General features: G+C 70.5%; 15 protein-coding genes and 1 tRNA gene. 5 read left to right on the forward strand and 11 right to left on the reverse strand.

The window, feature by feature from the left end; all coding sequences use genetic code 11:
* Nucleotides 1-351: 351 nt before the first annotated feature.
* Nucleotides 352-999, reverse strand: a complete 648-nt coding sequence (locus ACFY3L_RS06920; protein WP_389319506.1) for a hypothetical protein — start codon at nucleotides 997-999, stop codon at nucleotides 352-354.
* A 150-nt stretch (nucleotides 1,000-1,149) separates the two neighbouring features.
* Between ACFY3L_RS06920 and ACFY3L_RS06925 the strand changes: the two genes are divergently transcribed.
* Nucleotides 1,150-2,211 carry an LLM class flavin-dependent oxidoreductase gene (locus ACFY3L_RS06925; RefSeq protein WP_389319508.1) on the forward strand — a complete coding sequence of 354 codons (1,062 nt, stop codon included), beginning with the start codon at nucleotides 1,150-1,152 and terminating at the stop codon, nucleotides 2,209-2,211.
* Nucleotides 2,212-3,136: 925 nt separating this feature from the next.
* On the opposite strand, the gene ACFY3L_RS06930 is transcribed toward ACFY3L_RS06925, so the two are convergent.
* Entirely contained in the window at nucleotides 3,137-3,856 is a 720-nt protein-coding gene (locus tag ACFY3L_RS06930) for a M50 family metallopeptidase (RefSeq protein WP_389319510.1), read from the reverse strand.
* A gap of 30 nt (nucleotides 3,857-3,886) precedes the next feature.
* Here ACFY3L_RS06930 and ACFY3L_RS06935 point away from each other — a divergent pair, with 30 nt between their 5' ends.
* The 3 genes from ACFY3L_RS06935 to ACFY3L_RS06945 all read left to right on the forward strand — a co-directional run bounded on the left by ACFY3L_RS06935 (nucleotide 3,887) and on the right by ACFY3L_RS06945 (nucleotide 6,489).
* Nucleotides 3,887-4,393 (forward strand): GNAT family N-acetyltransferase, encoded by a 507-nt coding sequence (locus ACFY3L_RS06935; protein ID WP_389319512.1) that lies wholly within the window; start codon nucleotides 3,887-3,889, stop codon nucleotides 4,391-4,393.
* Between the two features lie 90 nt (nucleotides 4,394-4,483).
* Complete coding sequence (locus ACFY3L_RS06940; RefSeq protein ID WP_389319514.1) at nucleotides 4,484-6,073, forward strand: serine/threonine-protein kinase; 1,590 nt, start codon at nucleotides 4,484-4,486, stop codon at nucleotides 6,071-6,073.
* 44 nt (nucleotides 6,074-6,117) lie between these two features.
* Nucleotides 6,118-6,489: a DUF1801 domain-containing protein gene (locus ACFY3L_RS06945; RefSeq protein WP_389319516.1), complete on the forward strand. Its 372-nt coding sequence runs from the start codon at nucleotides 6,118-6,120 to the stop codon at nucleotides 6,487-6,489.
* A 961-nt stretch (nucleotides 6,490-7,450) separates the two neighbouring features.
* Here ACFY3L_RS06945 and ACFY3L_RS06950 read toward each other — a convergent pair.
* From ACFY3L_RS06950 to ACFY3L_RS06960, 3 genes are all read right to left on the reverse strand, one after another.
* A complete protein-coding gene (locus ACFY3L_RS06950; RefSeq protein WP_389319518.1) occupies nucleotides 7,451-8,203 on the reverse strand; it encodes an FAD:protein FMN transferase in 753 nt (250 codons plus the stop codon).
* Nucleotides 8,204-8,206: 3 nt separating this feature from the next.
* Nucleotides 8,207-8,776: an FMN-binding protein gene (locus ACFY3L_RS06955; protein WP_389319520.1), complete on the reverse strand. Its 570-nt coding sequence runs from the start codon at nucleotides 8,774-8,776 to the stop codon at nucleotides 8,207-8,209.
* 100 nt (nucleotides 8,777-8,876) lie between these two features.
* Entirely contained in the window at nucleotides 8,877-10,259 is a 1,383-nt protein-coding gene (locus ACFY3L_RS06960) for a ferric reductase-like transmembrane domain-containing protein (protein ID WP_389319522.1), read from the reverse strand.
* A gap of 144 nt (nucleotides 10,260-10,403) precedes the next feature.
* Between ACFY3L_RS06960 and ACFY3L_RS06965 the strand changes: the two genes are divergently transcribed.
* Nucleotides 10,404-10,928, forward strand: a complete 525-nt coding sequence (locus ACFY3L_RS06965; RefSeq protein WP_389319524.1) for a hypothetical protein — start codon at nucleotides 10,404-10,406, stop codon at nucleotides 10,926-10,928.
* Between the two features lie 160 nt (nucleotides 10,929-11,088).
* Here ACFY3L_RS06965 and ACFY3L_RS06970 read toward each other — a convergent pair whose 3' ends face one another.
* From ACFY3L_RS06970 to ACFY3L_RS06995, 6 genes are all read right to left on the reverse strand, one after another.
* Nucleotides 11,089-11,565, reverse strand: coding sequence for a GNAT family N-acetyltransferase (locus ACFY3L_RS06970; protein WP_344513730.1), 477 nt, complete (start codon nucleotides 11,563-11,565; stop codon nucleotides 11,089-11,091).
* Nucleotides 11,566-11,709: 144 nt separating this feature from the next.
* Complete coding sequence (locus ACFY3L_RS06975) at nucleotides 11,710-12,327, reverse strand: DsbA family protein (protein ID WP_389319526.1); 618 nt, start codon at nucleotides 12,325-12,327, stop codon at nucleotides 11,710-11,712.
* A gap of 55 nt (nucleotides 12,328-12,382) precedes the next feature.
* A complete protein-coding gene (locus tag ACFY3L_RS06980) occupies nucleotides 12,383-13,591 on the reverse strand; it encodes a hypothetical protein (protein WP_389319528.1) in 1,209 nt (402 codons plus the stop codon).
* An 11-nt stretch (nucleotides 13,592-13,602) separates the two neighbouring features.
* Nucleotides 13,603-15,129, reverse strand: a complete 1,527-nt coding sequence (locus ACFY3L_RS06985; protein ID WP_389319530.1) for an alkaline phosphatase D family protein — start codon at nucleotides 15,127-15,129, stop codon at nucleotides 13,603-13,605.
* Between the two features lie 197 nt (nucleotides 15,130-15,326).
* Entirely contained in the window at nucleotides 15,327-15,770 is a 444-nt protein-coding gene (locus ACFY3L_RS06990; protein WP_389319532.1) for a hypothetical protein, read from the reverse strand.
* A gap of 289 nt (nucleotides 15,771-16,059) precedes the next feature.
* Nucleotides 16,060-16,135: transfer RNA gene (locus ACFY3L_RS06995), tRNA-Arg, on the reverse strand.
* Between the last annotated feature and the right edge of the window lie 6 nt (nucleotides 16,136-16,141).

Consider the following 16,141-nt stretch of genomic DNA (forward strand, 5'->3'; position numbering starts at 1 on the left):
GGACGCCCCGACGTGTGGACGCCGTGACGCCGTGACGTGTGGACGCCGTGACCCAGGGACGCCGTGACGCCGTGACGCCCCGACGTGTGGATGTCGTGGCGCCGTGACCCTGGGACCCAGCGACGACGCAGGGACGCCGTAACGCCCCGACGTGTGGATGTCGTGACGCGGGGACGCTGTGGGCGGGATGTCATGGCGTAGGGACGTAAGGACACTGCGCGGTGCGGGGAAGGCGCGGCGCGGGCCGGCACAGCGAGTTCGTGTCTGGTGAGCGCTCAAGGCGCGGCAGCGGACCAGGGTGCGCCTGAGGGGAGACGCACTCCGGTCCGCTGCCGCTGGCGAAGGGAAGCGTCAGGCGGTCGTGCCCCACATCGCGGCGAACGCGGCCGCCTCGCCGGCGAGCCACCGCTCCACCTCGGCAGGCTTGACGGCCGGGTCGGGGCGCAGGACGTCGCCGCGGCGCAGGTCGACAAGGACGGCCGTGGCGTTGGGCAGGACGAGGTCCATGTGGCGGGTCATGAGGTGCAGGGTGGCGACCGCGGCCTCGTCCTGCGGCGGGTCCTCGTCGAAGTGCAGGCGGACCGCCTCGCCGTGACCGTCCGCATACCGCAGGCCGAAGTGCGGGTTGATCTTCACGGGGAGGCTGCCCAGCATGCCGAGGGTGTCGCGCGTCGGAGCGACCTCCACCTGCGACAGGTCGCCGATCGACTCGATGTAGCGCAGCGCGCCGGGGACGACCGACTCGTACAGTGGCCGCCACCGCGAATTGACCTGCTCGACGACCGCGTTGAGGTAGGTGCCTCCGGTGCGGAACCGGATGTCGGCCTTCAGCGCCTTGACCAACTGGCCATGTGGATTGAAGCCGGATCCCGACTCCCGCTGGCGGCGCAGCCCGCCCACGAAGCTCGCCTTGCGCGGGCCGGTGCGGCCGACATAGCGCGTGAAACTCAACAGCGTCGCATACGGAACGGACCCCGGGGTGACGGTGGACACGGTCACTTTGCGCTCTCCTCCCAGCCAACGAAACCGGCTCAAGAACCCCAGCTCAAGAGCGACTTTCGTACACACATTCTAATCGATCGGAGCCGTATTTCCCAGTCTCGGCGGACTGTCTGTGAAACACACCGGTTAAGTAGGTAAGGTGGCGGCATGACGACGTACCACTGGTTCCTGCCGACGACCGGCGACGGTGATCAGGTCGGCGCGGCGACCGTCTCGGCCGGCGCCGCCGCACACGTCCGGACACCCACCGTCGCGTATCTGTCGGAGGTCGCCCGCGCTGCCGAGGAGGCCGGGTTCGCGTCGGTGCTGACACCCGTCGGCGCCGGCTGCCTGGACCCTCTCGTCATGTGTACTGCGATCGCCCAGCACACGACCACGCTGCGGATGCTCGTCGCGTTCCGGGCCGGCTTCACCCTGCCGACCCTCCTCGCCCAGCAGGCCGAGGCGTTCCAGTGGATCTCCGGCGGCCGCCTCGCGCTCAACGTCGTCACGGGCGGTGACCAGCAGGAGCAGCGAGCGTACGGTGACTTCGTCGAACACGACGCCCGCTACGCCCGCACCGCCGAGTACCTCCAGGTGCTCCGCAACACGTGGAAGGGTGAGCGGTTCGACTTCCGCGGCGACTACTACCACGTCGAGTGCGGCGGCCTCGGTACGCCACTCGCCGACGTCCCACCGATCTACTTCGGCGGCGCGTCGCCCGCTGCCGAGGACGTGGCCGCACGTCACGCGGACGTCTACCTCATGTGGGGCGAGCCGCCGGCCGCCATCGCCGAGCGTGTCGAGCGCATGCGGGCCAAGGCCGCGGCGTACGGCCGGACGCTGCGCTTCGGCCTGCGAATCCACGTCATCGTCCGCGACGACGCCGACCAGGCGTGGGCCGAGGCCGACCGGCTGCTGCGCGGCATGGATCCCGCGAGGATCGCGGCGGCGCAGGCCCGGTTCGCCAGGATGGACTCCGTCGGCCAGGCCAGGATGACCGCGCTCAACGCCGGCACCACCGACGGCCTGGTCATCGCCCCCAACCTGTGGGCCGGCATCGGCCTCGTCCGCGAGGGCGCCGGCACCGCTCTGGTCGGCAGCCCCGAGGAGATCCGCCAGCGCCTCGCCGAGTACGAAGGCGTCGACGAGTTCATCCTCTCCGGCTGGCCCCACCTCGAGGAAGCCCACCGGGTCGCCGCAGCGGTGCTGGCCCCGGTCCCGGCCTGACCCGCCCCTTCGACGACGCGCCGCCCGTCGACGCATGATCACAGGACGGATCCGGCCCTGCCTGCGGCCGGCTCTGTCCTTGAATCAACCGACCGCGCGAAGACCGGCGCTGCGAGGTGGCATCTTCCTGGGTACGGCAATCGACGGTGCTCGCTCCGAGGTCTGCATCGGCTTGGAGGCGCGGGCGGCATCCGGACGTGGCGCCGTTGCTGAGCCTGTTCCGGTTCGGTCTGGTCCGGGGGCGATTGCTCGTCGCGATCGATCCGCGCCGAGCTGCGTTGAGACGGCTCGTAGCGATCGATGCACCGGGACGGGCCGTACCCCGTCCCGCCCGGCTCACTTCACTGCTCCTGGACCCGCGGTGAGCGCCGCGATCGCCGAGCGAGACGCTGCCCGCCGACCGGCGCGATGCCGCACCTCGGTGCTGTAGGGCGTGGCGATCGATCGTCGGCGGTTGCTCGGCTGTGGCGGCGCCTCTCCGTCGTGTGGCGCTGCGGGGCCCGCCGCGAATCGACTGCCACCGCGGCGGGGTCTTCGGAGTCGGTGGGTCGAGCCGCTCGGCCATAGTCGCTTGGCCTTGGCCAACTCGGCCCCAGTCGCTTGGCCTCAATCGGTCGGCCTCAAACCGGTCGGTCTTGAGCGGGTCGATCTCGAACAGGGCAGCCGATGCGGCGCTCCTCGATGAGGTCGCGGGCTTGCTGGACGAAGACGAGTCGATCCACGAGATCATCACCGAACGGCACTCCGTCGGGTGCGGTAGTTGACGTGAGCTCCGCGACCACGACAGGCACCGCGACCACGGCAGCCCGCAACCGCCTTGAGCAGGTCGGTCTTGAGCGGTTCGGTCCTGAGCGGTTCGGTCTTGAGCAGGTTGGTCCTGAGCGGTTCGGTCTTGAGCAGGTCGGTGGGCGGGGCGGTGGGGATGTCAGCCCGAGATGAGGTCCGACACGGGGCCGAGCATGAGCCGGGTGCCGAACGCGAGCGACGCCAGCGTCACGATGACGAAGAACGTGACGAAGATGATCGCTGGCACGCGGGTCAGCCGGCCGATCTGATCGGCGTCGGAGTTGGGTGCCTGGCGGCGGAAGCGTGACTGCTGCAGCTCGAACACGGCCCGCACGCCGCCGAGCAGCATGAACCAGGAGAAGGCGTACGCGAACGCGCCCTGCACCTCCGGCGAGCCGAACCAGGAGACCGCGAAGATGATGGCACCTGCGATCACGACGGAGACCATGCCGTAGACGTTGCGGATCATGATGAGCATGGCGCCGAGGAGCAGTAGTAGGAGCCAGAGCAGCACCGTGATCCGGCCCGCGCCGAGAATCGCGGCCGCGCCGAGGCCCAGCAGCGACGGCGTGATGTAGCCGGCGAGTCCGGTGACCACCATGCCGAGCCCGTTGGGCCGGCCTCTCGACAGCGTCAGGCCCGACGTGTCGGAGTGCAGCCGGATGCCGGAGAGCCGCCGTCCGCTGAGCACCGCCGCCAGAGCGTGGCCGCCCTCGTGCGCGATGGTGATGAAGTTGCGCATCACCCGCCAGACAGGCCGCAGCAGGACCGCCAGCAGCGCCGCGACGGCGGTGGCGATGACGACCTCGCGCGGGGGCGCGGGCAACCGGCTGAATGCGTCGCTCAACACATCGAACACGAATGCAGAGCCTGCCACCTGACGTGTTGAATGAACAGCGTGGAGATCAGGCGCTTTGTCGACGACGACTGGCACGGCCAGCACTCGGGCCTCTGGGACGTGTGGCACGAGGTCGTGTCCGCCGGCGAGAGCTATGACAACGATCCCGAATCCACCGAGCAGGACGCCAGATCGCACTGGCTGCTGCCGCCCCCGTTCGAGGTCTGGGTGGCGGTCGAGGACGGCGACGTGCTCGGCACCTACAAGGTTGGCCCCAACAAGGGTCGCCTCGGCGACCACGTGGCGAACGCCAGCTTCATGGTGTCGACCCGAGCCCGGGGACGCGGTCTGGGCCGCACCCTCGGCGAGCACTGCCTCGACCGGGCCCGCGAGCTCGGCTTCACGGCGATGCAGTTCAACGCGGTCGTGTCCACCAACACCGTCGCCGTGCGGCTCTGGCGCTCGCTCGGCTTCATCATCGTCGGCACGATTCCGGACGGCTTCCGCAGCACCAAGTACGGGTTGGTCGACTTCCATATCATGTATCGGCACCTGTGAAGGTCTGCGTCGCCCAAGGAGTCCCCCGCAAGGGGAGTATTGCCTGGTAACGGTTGTGACCTTCATCTTGCATTCTGTACGAATACCCCGATGCGTACTCCCCCCGAAGCGCGCGACGACACCGACGACGGTCTCCGATCGCTCAGCGAGGACCTCACCGGTTACCGCATCGGTGACGCCTACCAGCTGATCGAGCCGATCGGCGGCGGTGGCACCGGGACCGTGTGGCGTGCCCGCGCGCTGCAGGGTGACGAAGAGGTCGCCGTCAAGCTGCTGCGCGAAGACCTCATGGCGGAGCCGAAGGCGGTCAACCGCTTCATCCAGGAACGCGCGATCCTCCTCATGCTCCGCCACCCGCACATCGTGCGGGTCCGTGACCTGGTCACCGTCGGCACGTCGCTCGGCCTCGTCATGGACCTCGTGGACGGCGGCAGTCTCCACGACCACCTGCACGAGCGCGGCACGCTGCCACCGGCCGAGGCCGCGACACTGCTCGCCCAGGTCGCCGACGCTCTCTCGGCGGCGCACCGGCGCGGCATCGTCCATCGCGACCTGAAGCCCGACAACATCCTGCTCGACCGTGACGGTGGCCAGCCGCACACCCGCCTCACCGACTTCGGCATCGCGCGGGTGCTCGACACGCCGAGCATGACGACGCCGGGCGCGCTCGTCGGCACCGCCAACTACATCGCGCCGGAGACCGTCTACGGCGGCCGGCCCGCGCCGTCGGTGGACGTCTACGCCCTCGGCGTGGTGCTTTTCGAGCTCGTCGCAGGACGGCCGCCCTACGCCGGGGGCCCCGCCTGGGCGATCCTGCGGCGGCACGTGGACGAGTCGCCGCAGCGTGTCGAGGGGATGCCGGAGGCCGTCTGGCGGGTCGTGGAGGCATGCATGGACAAGCGTCCAAGCCGCCGCCCGACGGCGAAGGAACTCGCGCACACGCTGCGCGTGGTGGCGAAGCGCACCGCCGACGACCCCGCTCTGCCGCCCCAGCCTGTGATCCATGAGCTGCTGCCCTCCTTCGAACCGCCGGTGCCGAAGCCCCGACCGCCGACATCATCGCGCTCACGTATGACAATTCTGGCCGTCGTGCTCGCGGTGCTCGCGGTCGCCGCGGTCCCCGCCTGGCGGGTCGTGCACCGGCCCAGCGCACAGACAGCGGTCCAGCGTCCAGACGCGCTGCCGCCGAGCGCCGACGGTCGGGCCGCGAAGCCGCAGTTAGGTGTTACGCCGTCGGTGGGCGTAAGTCGTACATCTGGCGGAGAGAAAATCAGAGGAGGTGTACCCAGTCGCTCGGCCGGGCCTGTCGAGGCGATCGTGTGGGGTGCGTGGCAGTGCGCCGAGGAGTACACGTGGGACATCGGCCATCCGGTCCTCGCGAAGCCGTGCCATCAGACCAGCTCCGCCGCGGTCCGCATGGTCGGGCACGTCTCGGCGCTCCCGGCGATCCAGGCGGACATCTCGCTGTCGCTCGTCGACGCTGAGACCAAGAATGTCGTCGACGGCCCGCGTGTGTGCCGTGAGCTGATGTTCACCGACTTCGCGCCCAACCACGACTGCGGCCCGTTCGACGTCACCCCACCGCGCGGCCACCGGTACTACGTGGTGGAGAAGTGGGTCTACACAAACCGTGCGATCCTGCCCGGCGGGGCGGTCCAGGGGCCCACGTTCGACTGGTAGGAAAGCCGCGGGAAATTGTCGTACCCATGTGGTGAGGTGTCGGCATGATAGCCATCGAGCCTCCCGGCCTCGACCAACTTCTCGCCGACCACCGCGCAGACATCGCCGCACTCGCCCGGCACCTGCGGGACGTCATCGTGGAAGCCCGGCCCGAGCTGACCGAGCGTGTCTATCAGGGCTGGCACGGCTTAGGGTTCCACCATCCTGAGCGGGGCTATGTCGCGGCCATCTTCCCCGGCGCCGACTCGGTGTCGGTCGGCTTCGAGCACGGCGCCGACCTGCCCGATCCGCACGGGCTGCTGCAGGGGACGGGCAAGCGGCTGCGTTACCTGCACTTCACGCCCGACATGTCCGCGCCGACCCATGAGCACCTACTTGAGTACCTGGGCCTCGCCGTGCCGAAGCCGGTCTCGTAGGCGGGCTGGTGTGAGGCGGGTCTCGGGCCGGAGCTGAGCCTGGGGCGGGTCTCGTCGGCGGGTCGGAGCTAGGTGCGTAGCGGGCCGTGGGCTGGAGCCGGGCTGTGGCTGGGTGCGAAGCAGCTCGCGGGCTCAAGGCGGGTGGCAAGCAGGTCGCGACAGAAGGCGCGCTGGAGACGGCCGTGAGGCCTGCCAGGGGCTGGAGTAGGGTGCGGGGCTGGCCACGCGGGCTGGAGTAGGCCGCGGGGCGGGCCATGGCTGGGGTAGGGCGCGGGGCGGGACACGGGCTGGGGTAGGGCCGCGGGGCTGGCCACGGGTCGGAGTCACGCGGAAGCGGGTCTCGTAGGAGAGCCAGGTCCGGGTCGCGCGGCTGGAGTCAGGGGGCAGGCCGGTCGCGGCCGGAGTCGTGCTGGAGCCAGTCGCGGGCGAAACCGCGCTGGAGTCGGGCGGAAGCGGGCGGTCGCGGCCCTGGAGGCGCTGCGCGCCTTGCATGTGCGGCTGGGCCTCGTAGGCGGAGCCGGAGCTGGGCGCGAAGCAGGTCGCGGGCCGGAGCCGGGCGGAGGCTGGTCTCGTAGGCGGGTCGAGGCGGGTCACGGGTCGGAGATGGGCGTGAGGACCGTCGTGGGCGGAGTCGCGCTGGAGTCGGGTCCGGGCGGGTTTTGTAGACGGGTCGGAGATGGGCGTGAGGACCGTCGTGGGCGGAGTCGCGCTGGCGTTGCGCTGGAGTCGGGTGCGGAAGGTTCTCGTAGACGGGGTCGGAGTCGGGGGCTGAGCAGGTCGCGGGCTGGAGGTGGCCGTGAAGCCTGTCGAGGGCCGGAGTCGGCGGAAGCAGGTCTTGTACGCGGGCCTCGGGCGCGAAGCCGATCGTGGGTGGGAAGTCGGCATCGTCGCCGGGTCGGGTGGGAGCGGTGCTCAAAGCAGCCCGAGGACCGTCCTGTAATTCGTGCCGCCGGGGGTGCGGTCAGGTGGTGAGGGACACCGGCAGGCCGTCGGAGCGCATCGCGCGGCCGTCTTCGGTGACGACGGCGCATTCGTGGCCGGGGAGTTGGGCCAGCCAGTCGATGCCCGCCTCGCCCATGGCCAGGGCTGCCGTGGCGTAAGCGTCCGCCGTGCCGAGCTCGGGGCCGACCACGGTGACCGAGCGCAGGGCGGCGGCCGGCTCGCCGGTGAAGGGGTCGACGACGTGCAGGCCGCGCTCGTACGTGCCAGAGGTCGCCACCGCCATGTCGGTGACCTCCAGAACCCACGCGAGGGACAACGCGTCCCAGGGGTGCCGGATGCCGACCCGCCACGCCGAGCGGCCAGGGGCGGCGCCGCGGACGAAGACGTCGCCGCCGGCGTTCAGGCAGTGGTGGGAGGAGCCGAGCAGTAGGAGGCGGTCGCAGGCGCGCTGTACCGCCCAGCCCTTGACGTAGCCGGAGGGGTCGAGGCGGCCGCCGGCCATGATGTCGAAGTAGCCCCGGGTCTCGTCCCAGAGCTGGGCGCAGCGGTCGAGGACCTCGCCGACCAGTGGCGAACAATCGGAGCGGCGCAGCTCGCCGCGGCCGAGGCGGCTGATCTCACTGTCGGCCTTGTAGGTGCTGAAGGTGGTGTCGACCAGGCGCAGCCAGGCGAAGACCTCGTCGGCCAGGCGCTCCAGCTCGGGCACCGGCAGCGGGTCGGCCAGGTCGAGGCTGACCGCCATCCCCATGACGTGCTCGACCCGCACGAGCACGGGTCAGGCCTGGAACGCGCGGTCGATCGCCGACTGCAGCGACAGCTTGTAGCCCGAGCTGGTGTAGGTGGCGCCGGAGACGGTGTCGATGTCCGCGCTCTGCTTCGAGAGGGCTTGGGCCTTGAGCTTCGGCAGGGCGTTGTTGTTGATCTGTACGGAGCGCGAGTGCTCGCTCGGCGAGTCCAGGACCTTGATGTCGGTGATCTTGCCGCCGGAGACGACGATGGAGAGCTCGACCGAGCCGTATTCGACGTAGACGCTGTTGCCGCCGAAGGTGCCGTCTTTCATCGTGGTACGTGGTGGCTTCGGCGCCGCCGTCGTCGGCTTCGGCGCGCTGGTCGTCTTCGTGCCGCCGCCACCGGCAGGGGGCGCTGCGGTCGTGGTCGTGGCCGTCGTCGTGGTGGGCGCGGCGCCGTTGCCGGGCGGCATCGTGGCCGCCGGGGCCGGCCCCCCGGACGCCGACGGCACGGGGCCGGTCGCGCCGGCGGCCTGTGGGTTCAGGGGGCGGTCGGTGGGGCTGCTGAAACCGGCCTTGGCACTCACCAGCAGGACGGTGCCCGCCGCGGTGCCCATCAGGGCGATCATCGCGCGTCTCACGGAAGACCAACTCTCAACGAAGAACGCTAGAAAACGAGGAACGCTAGAAAACGAAGAACGCTAGAAACGGCGGACACTAGAACTCGAAAGGGTCGAGGTGGATCTGCCGGCGCGGGACCCGCAGCCGCCGCAGCACCTGCAGCGACTGCGTGACCAGCCCGTCCGGGCCGCACAGGTAGATGTCGCGTTCGGCGATGTCAGGCACCAGCTCCCGCATCCCGGCGGGGGTGAACAGGCGCCGCGGGCCGGGGTCGCGCCGGTCGCCGACCACGAACCACAGCGTGGCGTGCCGCAGGTCGGCCAGGTGCTCCAGCTCGTCACGCAGGTGCAGGTCGTGCACGGCGGACGCCCGGTAGATCACCACGGCGCCGGGCGGCAGCTCCTCCAGCAGCGCGCGGATGGGGCCGATGCCGCTGCCCGCCGCGATGAGCACGGTCCGTGACCTGACCCGGCGGCTCGCGGTGAAGTCGCCCCACGGGCCCTCGACGAAGATCCGCACGCCGGGGCGCAGGTCGCGCAGCGCCATCGTGTGGCTGCCGACGGTCTTGACGGTGAGGCGCAGCCAGCGGCCGTTCGGCGCGGCGGACAGGGAGAAGGGGTGCGCCTGCCACCACAGTCCGCGCGACAGGAAGCGCCACCGGAAGAACTGGCCGGCCTGCGCGTCCATGTCGTGCAGGCGGTTGCCGGTGATGTAGATCGACACCATGTCGGGGCCTTCGGCGACCACGTCGGCCACCTGCAGCCGGTGCCGGAGGTTGAACGCCAGCGGCGCCACGACGCGCCCCCAGACGACCGCGGCGGCCATGACGACGTAGAAGACGATCCACAGTGTCCGGCCGAGGCCCGGCCTGAAGAGCTCCTGCCCGTTGGAGAACTGGTGGGCGAAGCCGAGCAGCAACGCCAGGTACGCGGTCAGATGCAGGAAGTACCACAGCTCGTAGGGCAGGGCCCGCCGCAGCCCGCGGATGCTCAGCAGGCCGATGCACACCAGCATGCCGGCCGCGAGGAAGGCGGTGACCATGTCCTCGTACTCGGTCAGGATCGTGCCGAGCTCGCTGACGAAGCCGACCCGGTCGGCGTACGCGTAGCCGACGGTGATCAGCGCCGCGTGGGCCAGGATCATGATCAGGACGGAGCCGCCGAGCTCGCGGTGCCACAGACCCAGGTGGCGGGCGCCGATCCAGCGCTCCAGGACGGCCAGCCGGCTCATCAGGATCACCTGGACCAGCAGCAGGTAGCCGGCGATCAGGCCGGTGACCCGGCCGGCCGACTGGAAGATCTCCGCGCCGGTGTCGATCGAGCCGGCCTTCGTGCCGAGCCACCAGGGCAGCAGCGCGAGCACGAGACCGCCCCAGAACAGGGTGCGCAGGAGGAACCGTCCGGCGCTGTTGTGCTCGACGGGTCGTGCCGCCGGGGCGGCGAGGCTGCCCGTCTGGCGTTGTTGCCGAGGGACGGTCATGGTTGATCGTGTCTCATGCGGTTCCACTGCCATTGGTCGTATCAGAGCCCGCTGGTCAAGGGCCATGGGCTTAAGCCGGACTTCAACTTGCGCACAAGATGCTCGCACGACCGGCCGGCGGGCAGGCGCCCATAGAATGACGCGATGCAGCGCTTCTGGCGAATCTCGCTGATCGTCCTCGCGGTGGTGGCGGCGTTCGCTGCGACGGGGCTCGGCGTGGCATACACGTTCGGTGCCTTCACCGAAGCGGGGCGTTTCAGCGCCGCTCCCGACTGCGCCGTGCTCGACGTCTCAGCGGTTGCGGCGGTGGTACCGGCTGCGAAGGTCGAGACCGACGGCGCCAACTGCACGGCGGGGGACGGCAAGACCCAGCTCAACGTCGGCTTCACCGTCGTGCCGAAGAAAGGCACGGTCGGCGGCCCGGAGCTGGCCTCCCGCTACCTCGAGGTGACCAGCGGCACCGACGGCGAGCCTCTCGACGGCGTCGGCGACCAGGCGGTCCGCCAGCGGGTCCGCGCCATCGGCCAGCCGCAGATCATCACGATGCGCGTCAGCAACCTGATCGTGGTGCTGTCCGTCGCCAACCTCGGCGGCGGCGAGCTCCCCGCCGCCGCGGACACCGGCCTCGTCGAAGTGGCCAAGACCCTGGCCGTCAACCTCAACCGCTGACCCGAGGCGAGCGGCCGACGAAGCCGCGCCGCGAATCCAGCCCGCCGACGGAAAGCAGCGAGGCCGCGCGGCGACAGCGACGAAGCTGTGGACAGCGGCGCGGCCGCGGCAGCGAATCTCGCCCGCCCTGCACAAAATCACAAAGGGTGTGAAAAGGACATCAGGGGAGTTGCCGCAGGAAGCGCCCCGCCGCGTCGGAGCGGTCCGAGTACCCGAGCGCCTTGTAGAACGCGTGCGCGCCCTCGCGGGTCCGCAGGCTTGTCACCTCGACGCTGTGGCAGCCGCGCATGAGGCCGAACGTCTCCGCCGCGGCGACCAGACTGGTGCCGATCCCGCGCCCGCGGGCCGAGTCGGCGACGGCGAGCGCGACGATCCGCAGCCACGACCCGTCCTTCTCGAACGACGGGATGATGTGCGCGGCGATGACCCCCAGCAGACGGCCCCGCTCGTCCCAGACGAACGCGCCCCCGTCGGGGTGGTCGACCCAGGAGCGCAGGCGTCCGGCGGTGTCGGTCCCCTCCTGGGGATAGCCCAGCTGCTCCAGCAGCGTCGCCACCTGCTCGGTATCGTCGGTGGACAACCGGCGAACTCCGCGGGCCACCTGCATCCGGTAGGCGTGCAGCACGTCAGCGCTCATGTATGCAGCGTAGAACCGGTGACGCGGTTTGTGTGGGCCTGAGCGCAGTCATTCACGTCCGCGGTGCACGTGCATCACAAACCTGCCACTTGACTGTGCGCTCGGGGGCTCTACCATCCGCACCCGCAAGTGCACGTGAAGCGATCAGGAACGCAGCGCCTTCTCGAACACCTCGACGGGCTGCGCGCCGGACACGCCGATCCGCTGGTCGAAGACGAAGAACGGCACACCGCTGATGCCGTACGCGCGGGCCTGCGCGAAGTCCTGACGGACGTCGGCCTCGTACGAGCCGTCGGCGAGGGCCTGCTTGGCCGCCGCCTCATCCAGCCCGACAGTAGCGGCGAGCCCGGCGAGCACCGTCTGGTCGCCGATGTCGGCGCCCTCGGTGAAGTACGCGTGCATGAGCCGTTCCTTCAGCTCCGCCTGCAGGCCATGGGCCTTGGCGAAGTGCAGCAGCCGGTGCGCGTCGAAGGTGTTGGCGGTGCGGGCCCGGTCGAAGTCGTACGCCAGGCCCTCGGCCGCCGCGAGCTGCGTGACGTGCGCGAACATGCCGTCGATCTGGGCACGGGGGAGCCCCAGCCGCGCGCCCAGCGACTCGCCGACCGGCCGCGGGTCGCCGACCGGCGTCGACGGGTCCAGCTGGAAGCTGCGCCACTGCACCGAAACCGCCCCGTCGAACGTCGACAGGGCGGTTTCGAGGCGTCGCTTGCCGATGTAGCACCACGGGCAGACGATGTCGGACCAGACCTCGATCGTGATCATGTGCGCTCCTGTTCGTTGACGGTTCAACAATAGCGCGCACATCAGGTCGAAGACGTCACCAGTCGGAGTTGCTGCCTCCCGTACCGAGGATGACCTGGTCAAACGTGTTGCCGTCGTTGTCGTCGGTGTACGCGACGCTGACCTCGCCCCACGGCGACACCGCGACGACCTGCTGCTCCTGCCGGCCCGTCGCCGTCTGGCTGAGAACCTGCGAGGTGAGGCGCCCCGCGCCGGTGCCGTCGGGGTTGAACCCGCGGACCCACACGTCGAGCCCGCCCACGGTCCAGCCGACGACCGTGTTCGCCTGGTCGTCGATGCCGATCGAGGGGGCGGCCCCGCCGTTCGCCGACAGGACCTCCACGTGCCGCGGCGTGCCGTCGGCGAGGAACGAGCGGGTCCACACTCCGGCGGTGCCGGTGTGGTCCGACTCGTACGCGACGGAGAAGGCGCCCGAGAAGGACGCCGCGATCGCCGCCTGCCGCTGCTGGCCGTCGCCGAGGCTGTTGGCGGTGCGGCGGGAGAGGTTGACCGCACCGTTGGCCTTCGCCAGTCGTACAAGACCGATGTTGAAGAACCCGTTGGCGTCGGCGTCCTCGTCCCAGACGACCAGGGCGTCGCCGGACGCCGAGACCGCGACATCGGGCCGGTGGTGCGTGCCGGTGGTCTGCGACGCGAAGACCTCGTACGCCTTCGTCGTCGGGCCCGTGTACCCGGCGGCCTTCACCGTGTACGTGCTGCCCTGCACGTCCTCCCACACGACGCTGAACGCGACCGCCGCGGTGCCCGGCGCGCCGTCCGGGTCGACGGCCACCTTCGGCAGGATCTGGTCGCCGGCGGCGTCCGCGTTGGCCCGGCCGGAGGCGGTGACCGTGCCGGTGGGGGAGACGACCCGGTAGACGATGTTGAACGCGCCGTTGCCGTCGGGGTCCTCGGCCCAGACCACGACGGCGTTGCCCTTGTCGTCGAGGCCGACGTCGGGGCTGATGTGCTTCCAGTTGGTGCCGGACGTGCCGCCGGCCGACAGCTTGAGCTCATACTTCGCGACGCCGTCGGTGAACAGTCGCAGCCAGATGTCGGAGTGCGAGTTGTTCTCGGGCGCGGTGCTGTCCCGGTCGTCCTCCCAGACCACGGCGACCTGGCCGTTGCGGTTGGCGGCGATGGCCGGCGTGTCCTGGTCGCCGGTGGCGACGCTGTTGGCCGTCGTCCACGTCATCGACGTGGCGGCGAGGGTCGCGGCGAGCGCGACCGAGGTGATGGCTGCCATTGAAGGTTCTCCTACAGGGCCCGAAGGCCGGGCTGGCCGTCGAGGATCGCGAACGACTTGAGGGTGGTGGCGGCCGCGCCGTGCTCGGTGACCGAGCTGACCGCGCGGAAATCGGCCCGCACCTGCGCGGGGCTGATCGTGGTCCGCACGTAGCCGCGCAGGTTGGAGTAGAACTTCAGGTGCGGGTTCGTGCCGGCGTTGGGGATCGTGGTGGTCGTCGAGCCGTTGCCGCCGGACGTGATCGACGTGCAGACCAGCTCGGTGCCGATGGTCGCGGAGGAGCTGCTGGCGTAGTCGGCCTTCAGGTCGTTGCCCCACGCCGCGTGTACGTCACCGGTGAGCACCAGCGGGTTGCGCACCGATCGGTCGATCCAGCCCTGCTGGATGCGGGACCGGGACGCGCGGTAACCGTCCCAGGCGTCCATGTTGGCGGCACCGCTCGCGTCGTACTGCCGGGCGAAGAACACCTGCTGGCCGAGGATGTCCCAGGTGCCGTAGTGCTGGGCGAGGCCGTCGAGCAGCCACGCCTCCTGCGCCGCACCCGTCAGTGACCGCGACGCGGTGTCCGCGGCGGCACACACCTTCCAGCCGTCGCCGCAGGCCTGGTCGTCGCGGAACTGCCGGGTGTCGAGCATGTGGAACGTGGCGAGCGTGCCCCAGCGGACCCGGCGGTACAGGGGGATGCTGTTGCCCGTCGGCGCCTGGCTCGGCCGCAGCGGCATGTTCTCGTAGTACGCGCGGTACGCGGCGGTGCGCCGGGCGGCCCACTGCGCCGCCGTCAGCACCGGGCTGCTGTCGTTGCGCACCATGTTGGCGTAGTTGTTCTCGACCTCGTGGTCGTCGGGCACGACCAGCCACGGCGCGATCGCGTGCGCCGCCTGCAGGTCCGGGTCCGACTTGTACTGCGCGTAGCGGCGGCGGTAGTCGGCGAGCGAGACGATCTCGGCGCCGGCGTGCTGGCGGACGCCGCTGGAGCCCGTGCCGCCTTCGTAGATGTAGTCGCCCAGGTGCAGGATCAGGTCCGGGCGGTCCTCGGCCATGCGGCGGTAGGCCGTGAAGTAGCCCGACTCGAAGTGCGAGCACGACGCGAACGCCATCACCAGGTTGCGACCCACGGTGCCCGGCGCGGGCGCGGTGCGGGTCCGGCCCACCGGCGACAGGTGGCCCTGCGCGCGGAAGCGGTAGTAGTACTCGGCGTCGGGCGCGAGCCCGCCCGCCACGACGTGCACGGAGTGCGCGTCCGCGTAGCGGGCGGTGACCGACCCGGACGCGACGAGCGAGCTGAACGTGTCGGTCGTCGACACCTGCCAGTCCACGGTGACGTCGGCGTCGGCCATGCCGCCCTGACCGTCGGCGTTCAGCGGCGACGGCGCGAGCCGGGTCCACAGCACGACGCTGTCGGACGCGGGCTCACCCGAGGCGACGCCGAGCTTGAACGGGAACGGGACGGCGGCCTGAGCGCTGGTCAACGGCAGTGCGACGGCCCCGGCGGTGGCCAGTCCACTGAGGACGAACGTGCGGCGGCTGAGCCTCTTCATGCCGCACACTTTTATCAGAGTCGATGAACGCCCGGTGTCCTGCAGCTAGCCGCGATCTGCATTCGGTGTATGGCTGGGCGCGTTCTTGCATTCACTCACGTGCTTCTTTGGGCGTCCGGCCGAACTGTTTGCGGAACGCCTGGTGGAAGCCGTCCGCGTGCCTCCGTGTCGACCTTGATCCTGGCCTTCCAGCACCGTCACCGACACTGCGCGAAGTAGCGGTTCGCCGACCTGGTGAACATCAGCGGCACGGCGGTCCAGACCGCGGCGACGTGCAGCGCCCTGGCCGCGGCGATCGCCCACCAGGTCAGGTCCGCGTCGCCGGCCGCGGCGCTCAGCGAGTGTCCGTCGACCAGCCACAAGACCGGCCCGACGACCAGCGACAGCGTCCCGGCGATGCCGAGCACCAGCGCCAGCGCGATCCGGGCCCACCGCCGCCCCGCCCGCATCCGCAGTGCGGTCAGCACCACCGCCGCGTACACGACGCACCGGAACAGCACCCCCACCAGCGGATGCTCGCCGGCCTGCTGCGCCCCCACAACGATCACGGTTTCCACCGCGCCGAGCGCGACGGCGGCGATCCACAACCCGGTCGCGGCGCGCACCGCGACGGGTGGCCGGCCGGAGCCCAGATGAGTCATGCCCTTCACTGTCCGCCGCCGCGCCGCGCCCCACACACCCCCTGACCACCGTCTTCATGCTGCGGCTAACCCCCGTGCCGGCCTTTGTGCCGGCTCAGACGTCACCCGCCCTTCGGCCCAGGCGTCTTCGCCGCTGCGGGGGTAGGTCGACGGCCCTGGTCCGCCCCGCAGCCACCAGGGCGAGATGATCGCCGCACTTCCTGGCCGGCTCCGGCGCGCGGCGATGCCCACACCCGTGGGCGCCTCTCCGGTCGTAGAGACCGAACAGGCGCCTGAGCAGCGCTGAAGTTGGTGCGCCCGGTAGGGATCGAACCTACGACCTTGGGATTAGAAGTCCCCTGCTCTATCCGCTGAGCTACGAGCGCATGTCG

Source organism: Dactylosporangium sp. NPDC000521, from assembly GCF_042898305.1.
Classification (GTDB): Bacteria; Actinomycetota; Actinomycetes; order Mycobacteriales; family Micromonosporaceae; genus Dactylosporangium.

Excerpts from the sequence above, each read along its gene's own strand:
- ACFY3L_RS06955 (WP_389319520.1), bottom strand. The coding sequence starts at position 8,776 with ATGGGCACCGCGGCGGGCACCGTCCTGCTGGTGAGTGCCAAGGCCGGT.
- ACFY3L_RS06965 (WP_389319524.1), top strand. The coding sequence starts at position 10,404 with ATGCAGCGCTTCTGGCGAATCTCGCTGATCGTCCTCGCGGTGGTGGCG.
- ACFY3L_RS06935 (WP_389319512.1), top strand. The coding sequence starts at position 3,887 with ATGAACAGCGTGGAGATCAGGCGCTTTGTCGACGACGACTGGCACGGC.
- ACFY3L_RS06960 (WP_389319522.1), bottom strand. The coding sequence starts at position 10,259 with ATGACCGTCCCTCGGCAACAACGCCAGACGGGCAGCCTCGCCGCCCCG.
- ACFY3L_RS06975 (WP_389319526.1), bottom strand. The coding sequence starts at position 12,327 with ATGATCACGATCGAGGTCTGGTCCGACATCGTCTGCCCGTGGTGCTAC.
- ACFY3L_RS06985 (WP_389319530.1), bottom strand. The coding sequence starts at position 15,129 with ATGAAGAGGCTCAGCCGCCGCACGTTCGTCCTCAGTGGACTGGCCACC.
- ACFY3L_RS06970 (WP_344513730.1), bottom strand. The coding sequence starts at position 11,565 with ATGAGCGCTGACGTGCTGCACGCCTACCGGATGCAGGTGGCCCGCGGA.
- ACFY3L_RS06925 (WP_389319508.1), top strand. The coding sequence starts at position 1,150 with ATGACGACGTACCACTGGTTCCTGCCGACGACCGGCGACGGTGATCAG.
- ACFY3L_RS06945 (WP_389319516.1), top strand. The coding sequence starts at position 6,118 with ATGATAGCCATCGAGCCTCCCGGCCTCGACCAACTTCTCGCCGACCAC.
- ACFY3L_RS06990 (WP_389319532.1), bottom strand. The coding sequence starts at position 15,770 with ATGACTCATCTGGGCTCCGGCCGGCCACCCGTCGCGGTGCGCGCCGCG.
- ACFY3L_RS06940 (WP_389319514.1), top strand. The coding sequence starts at position 4,484 with ATGCGTACTCCCCCCGAAGCGCGCGACGACACCGACGACGGTCTCCGA.
- ACFY3L_RS06980 (WP_389319528.1), bottom strand. The coding sequence starts at position 13,591 with ATGGCAGCCATCACCTCGGTCGCGCTCGCCGCGACCCTCGCCGCCACG.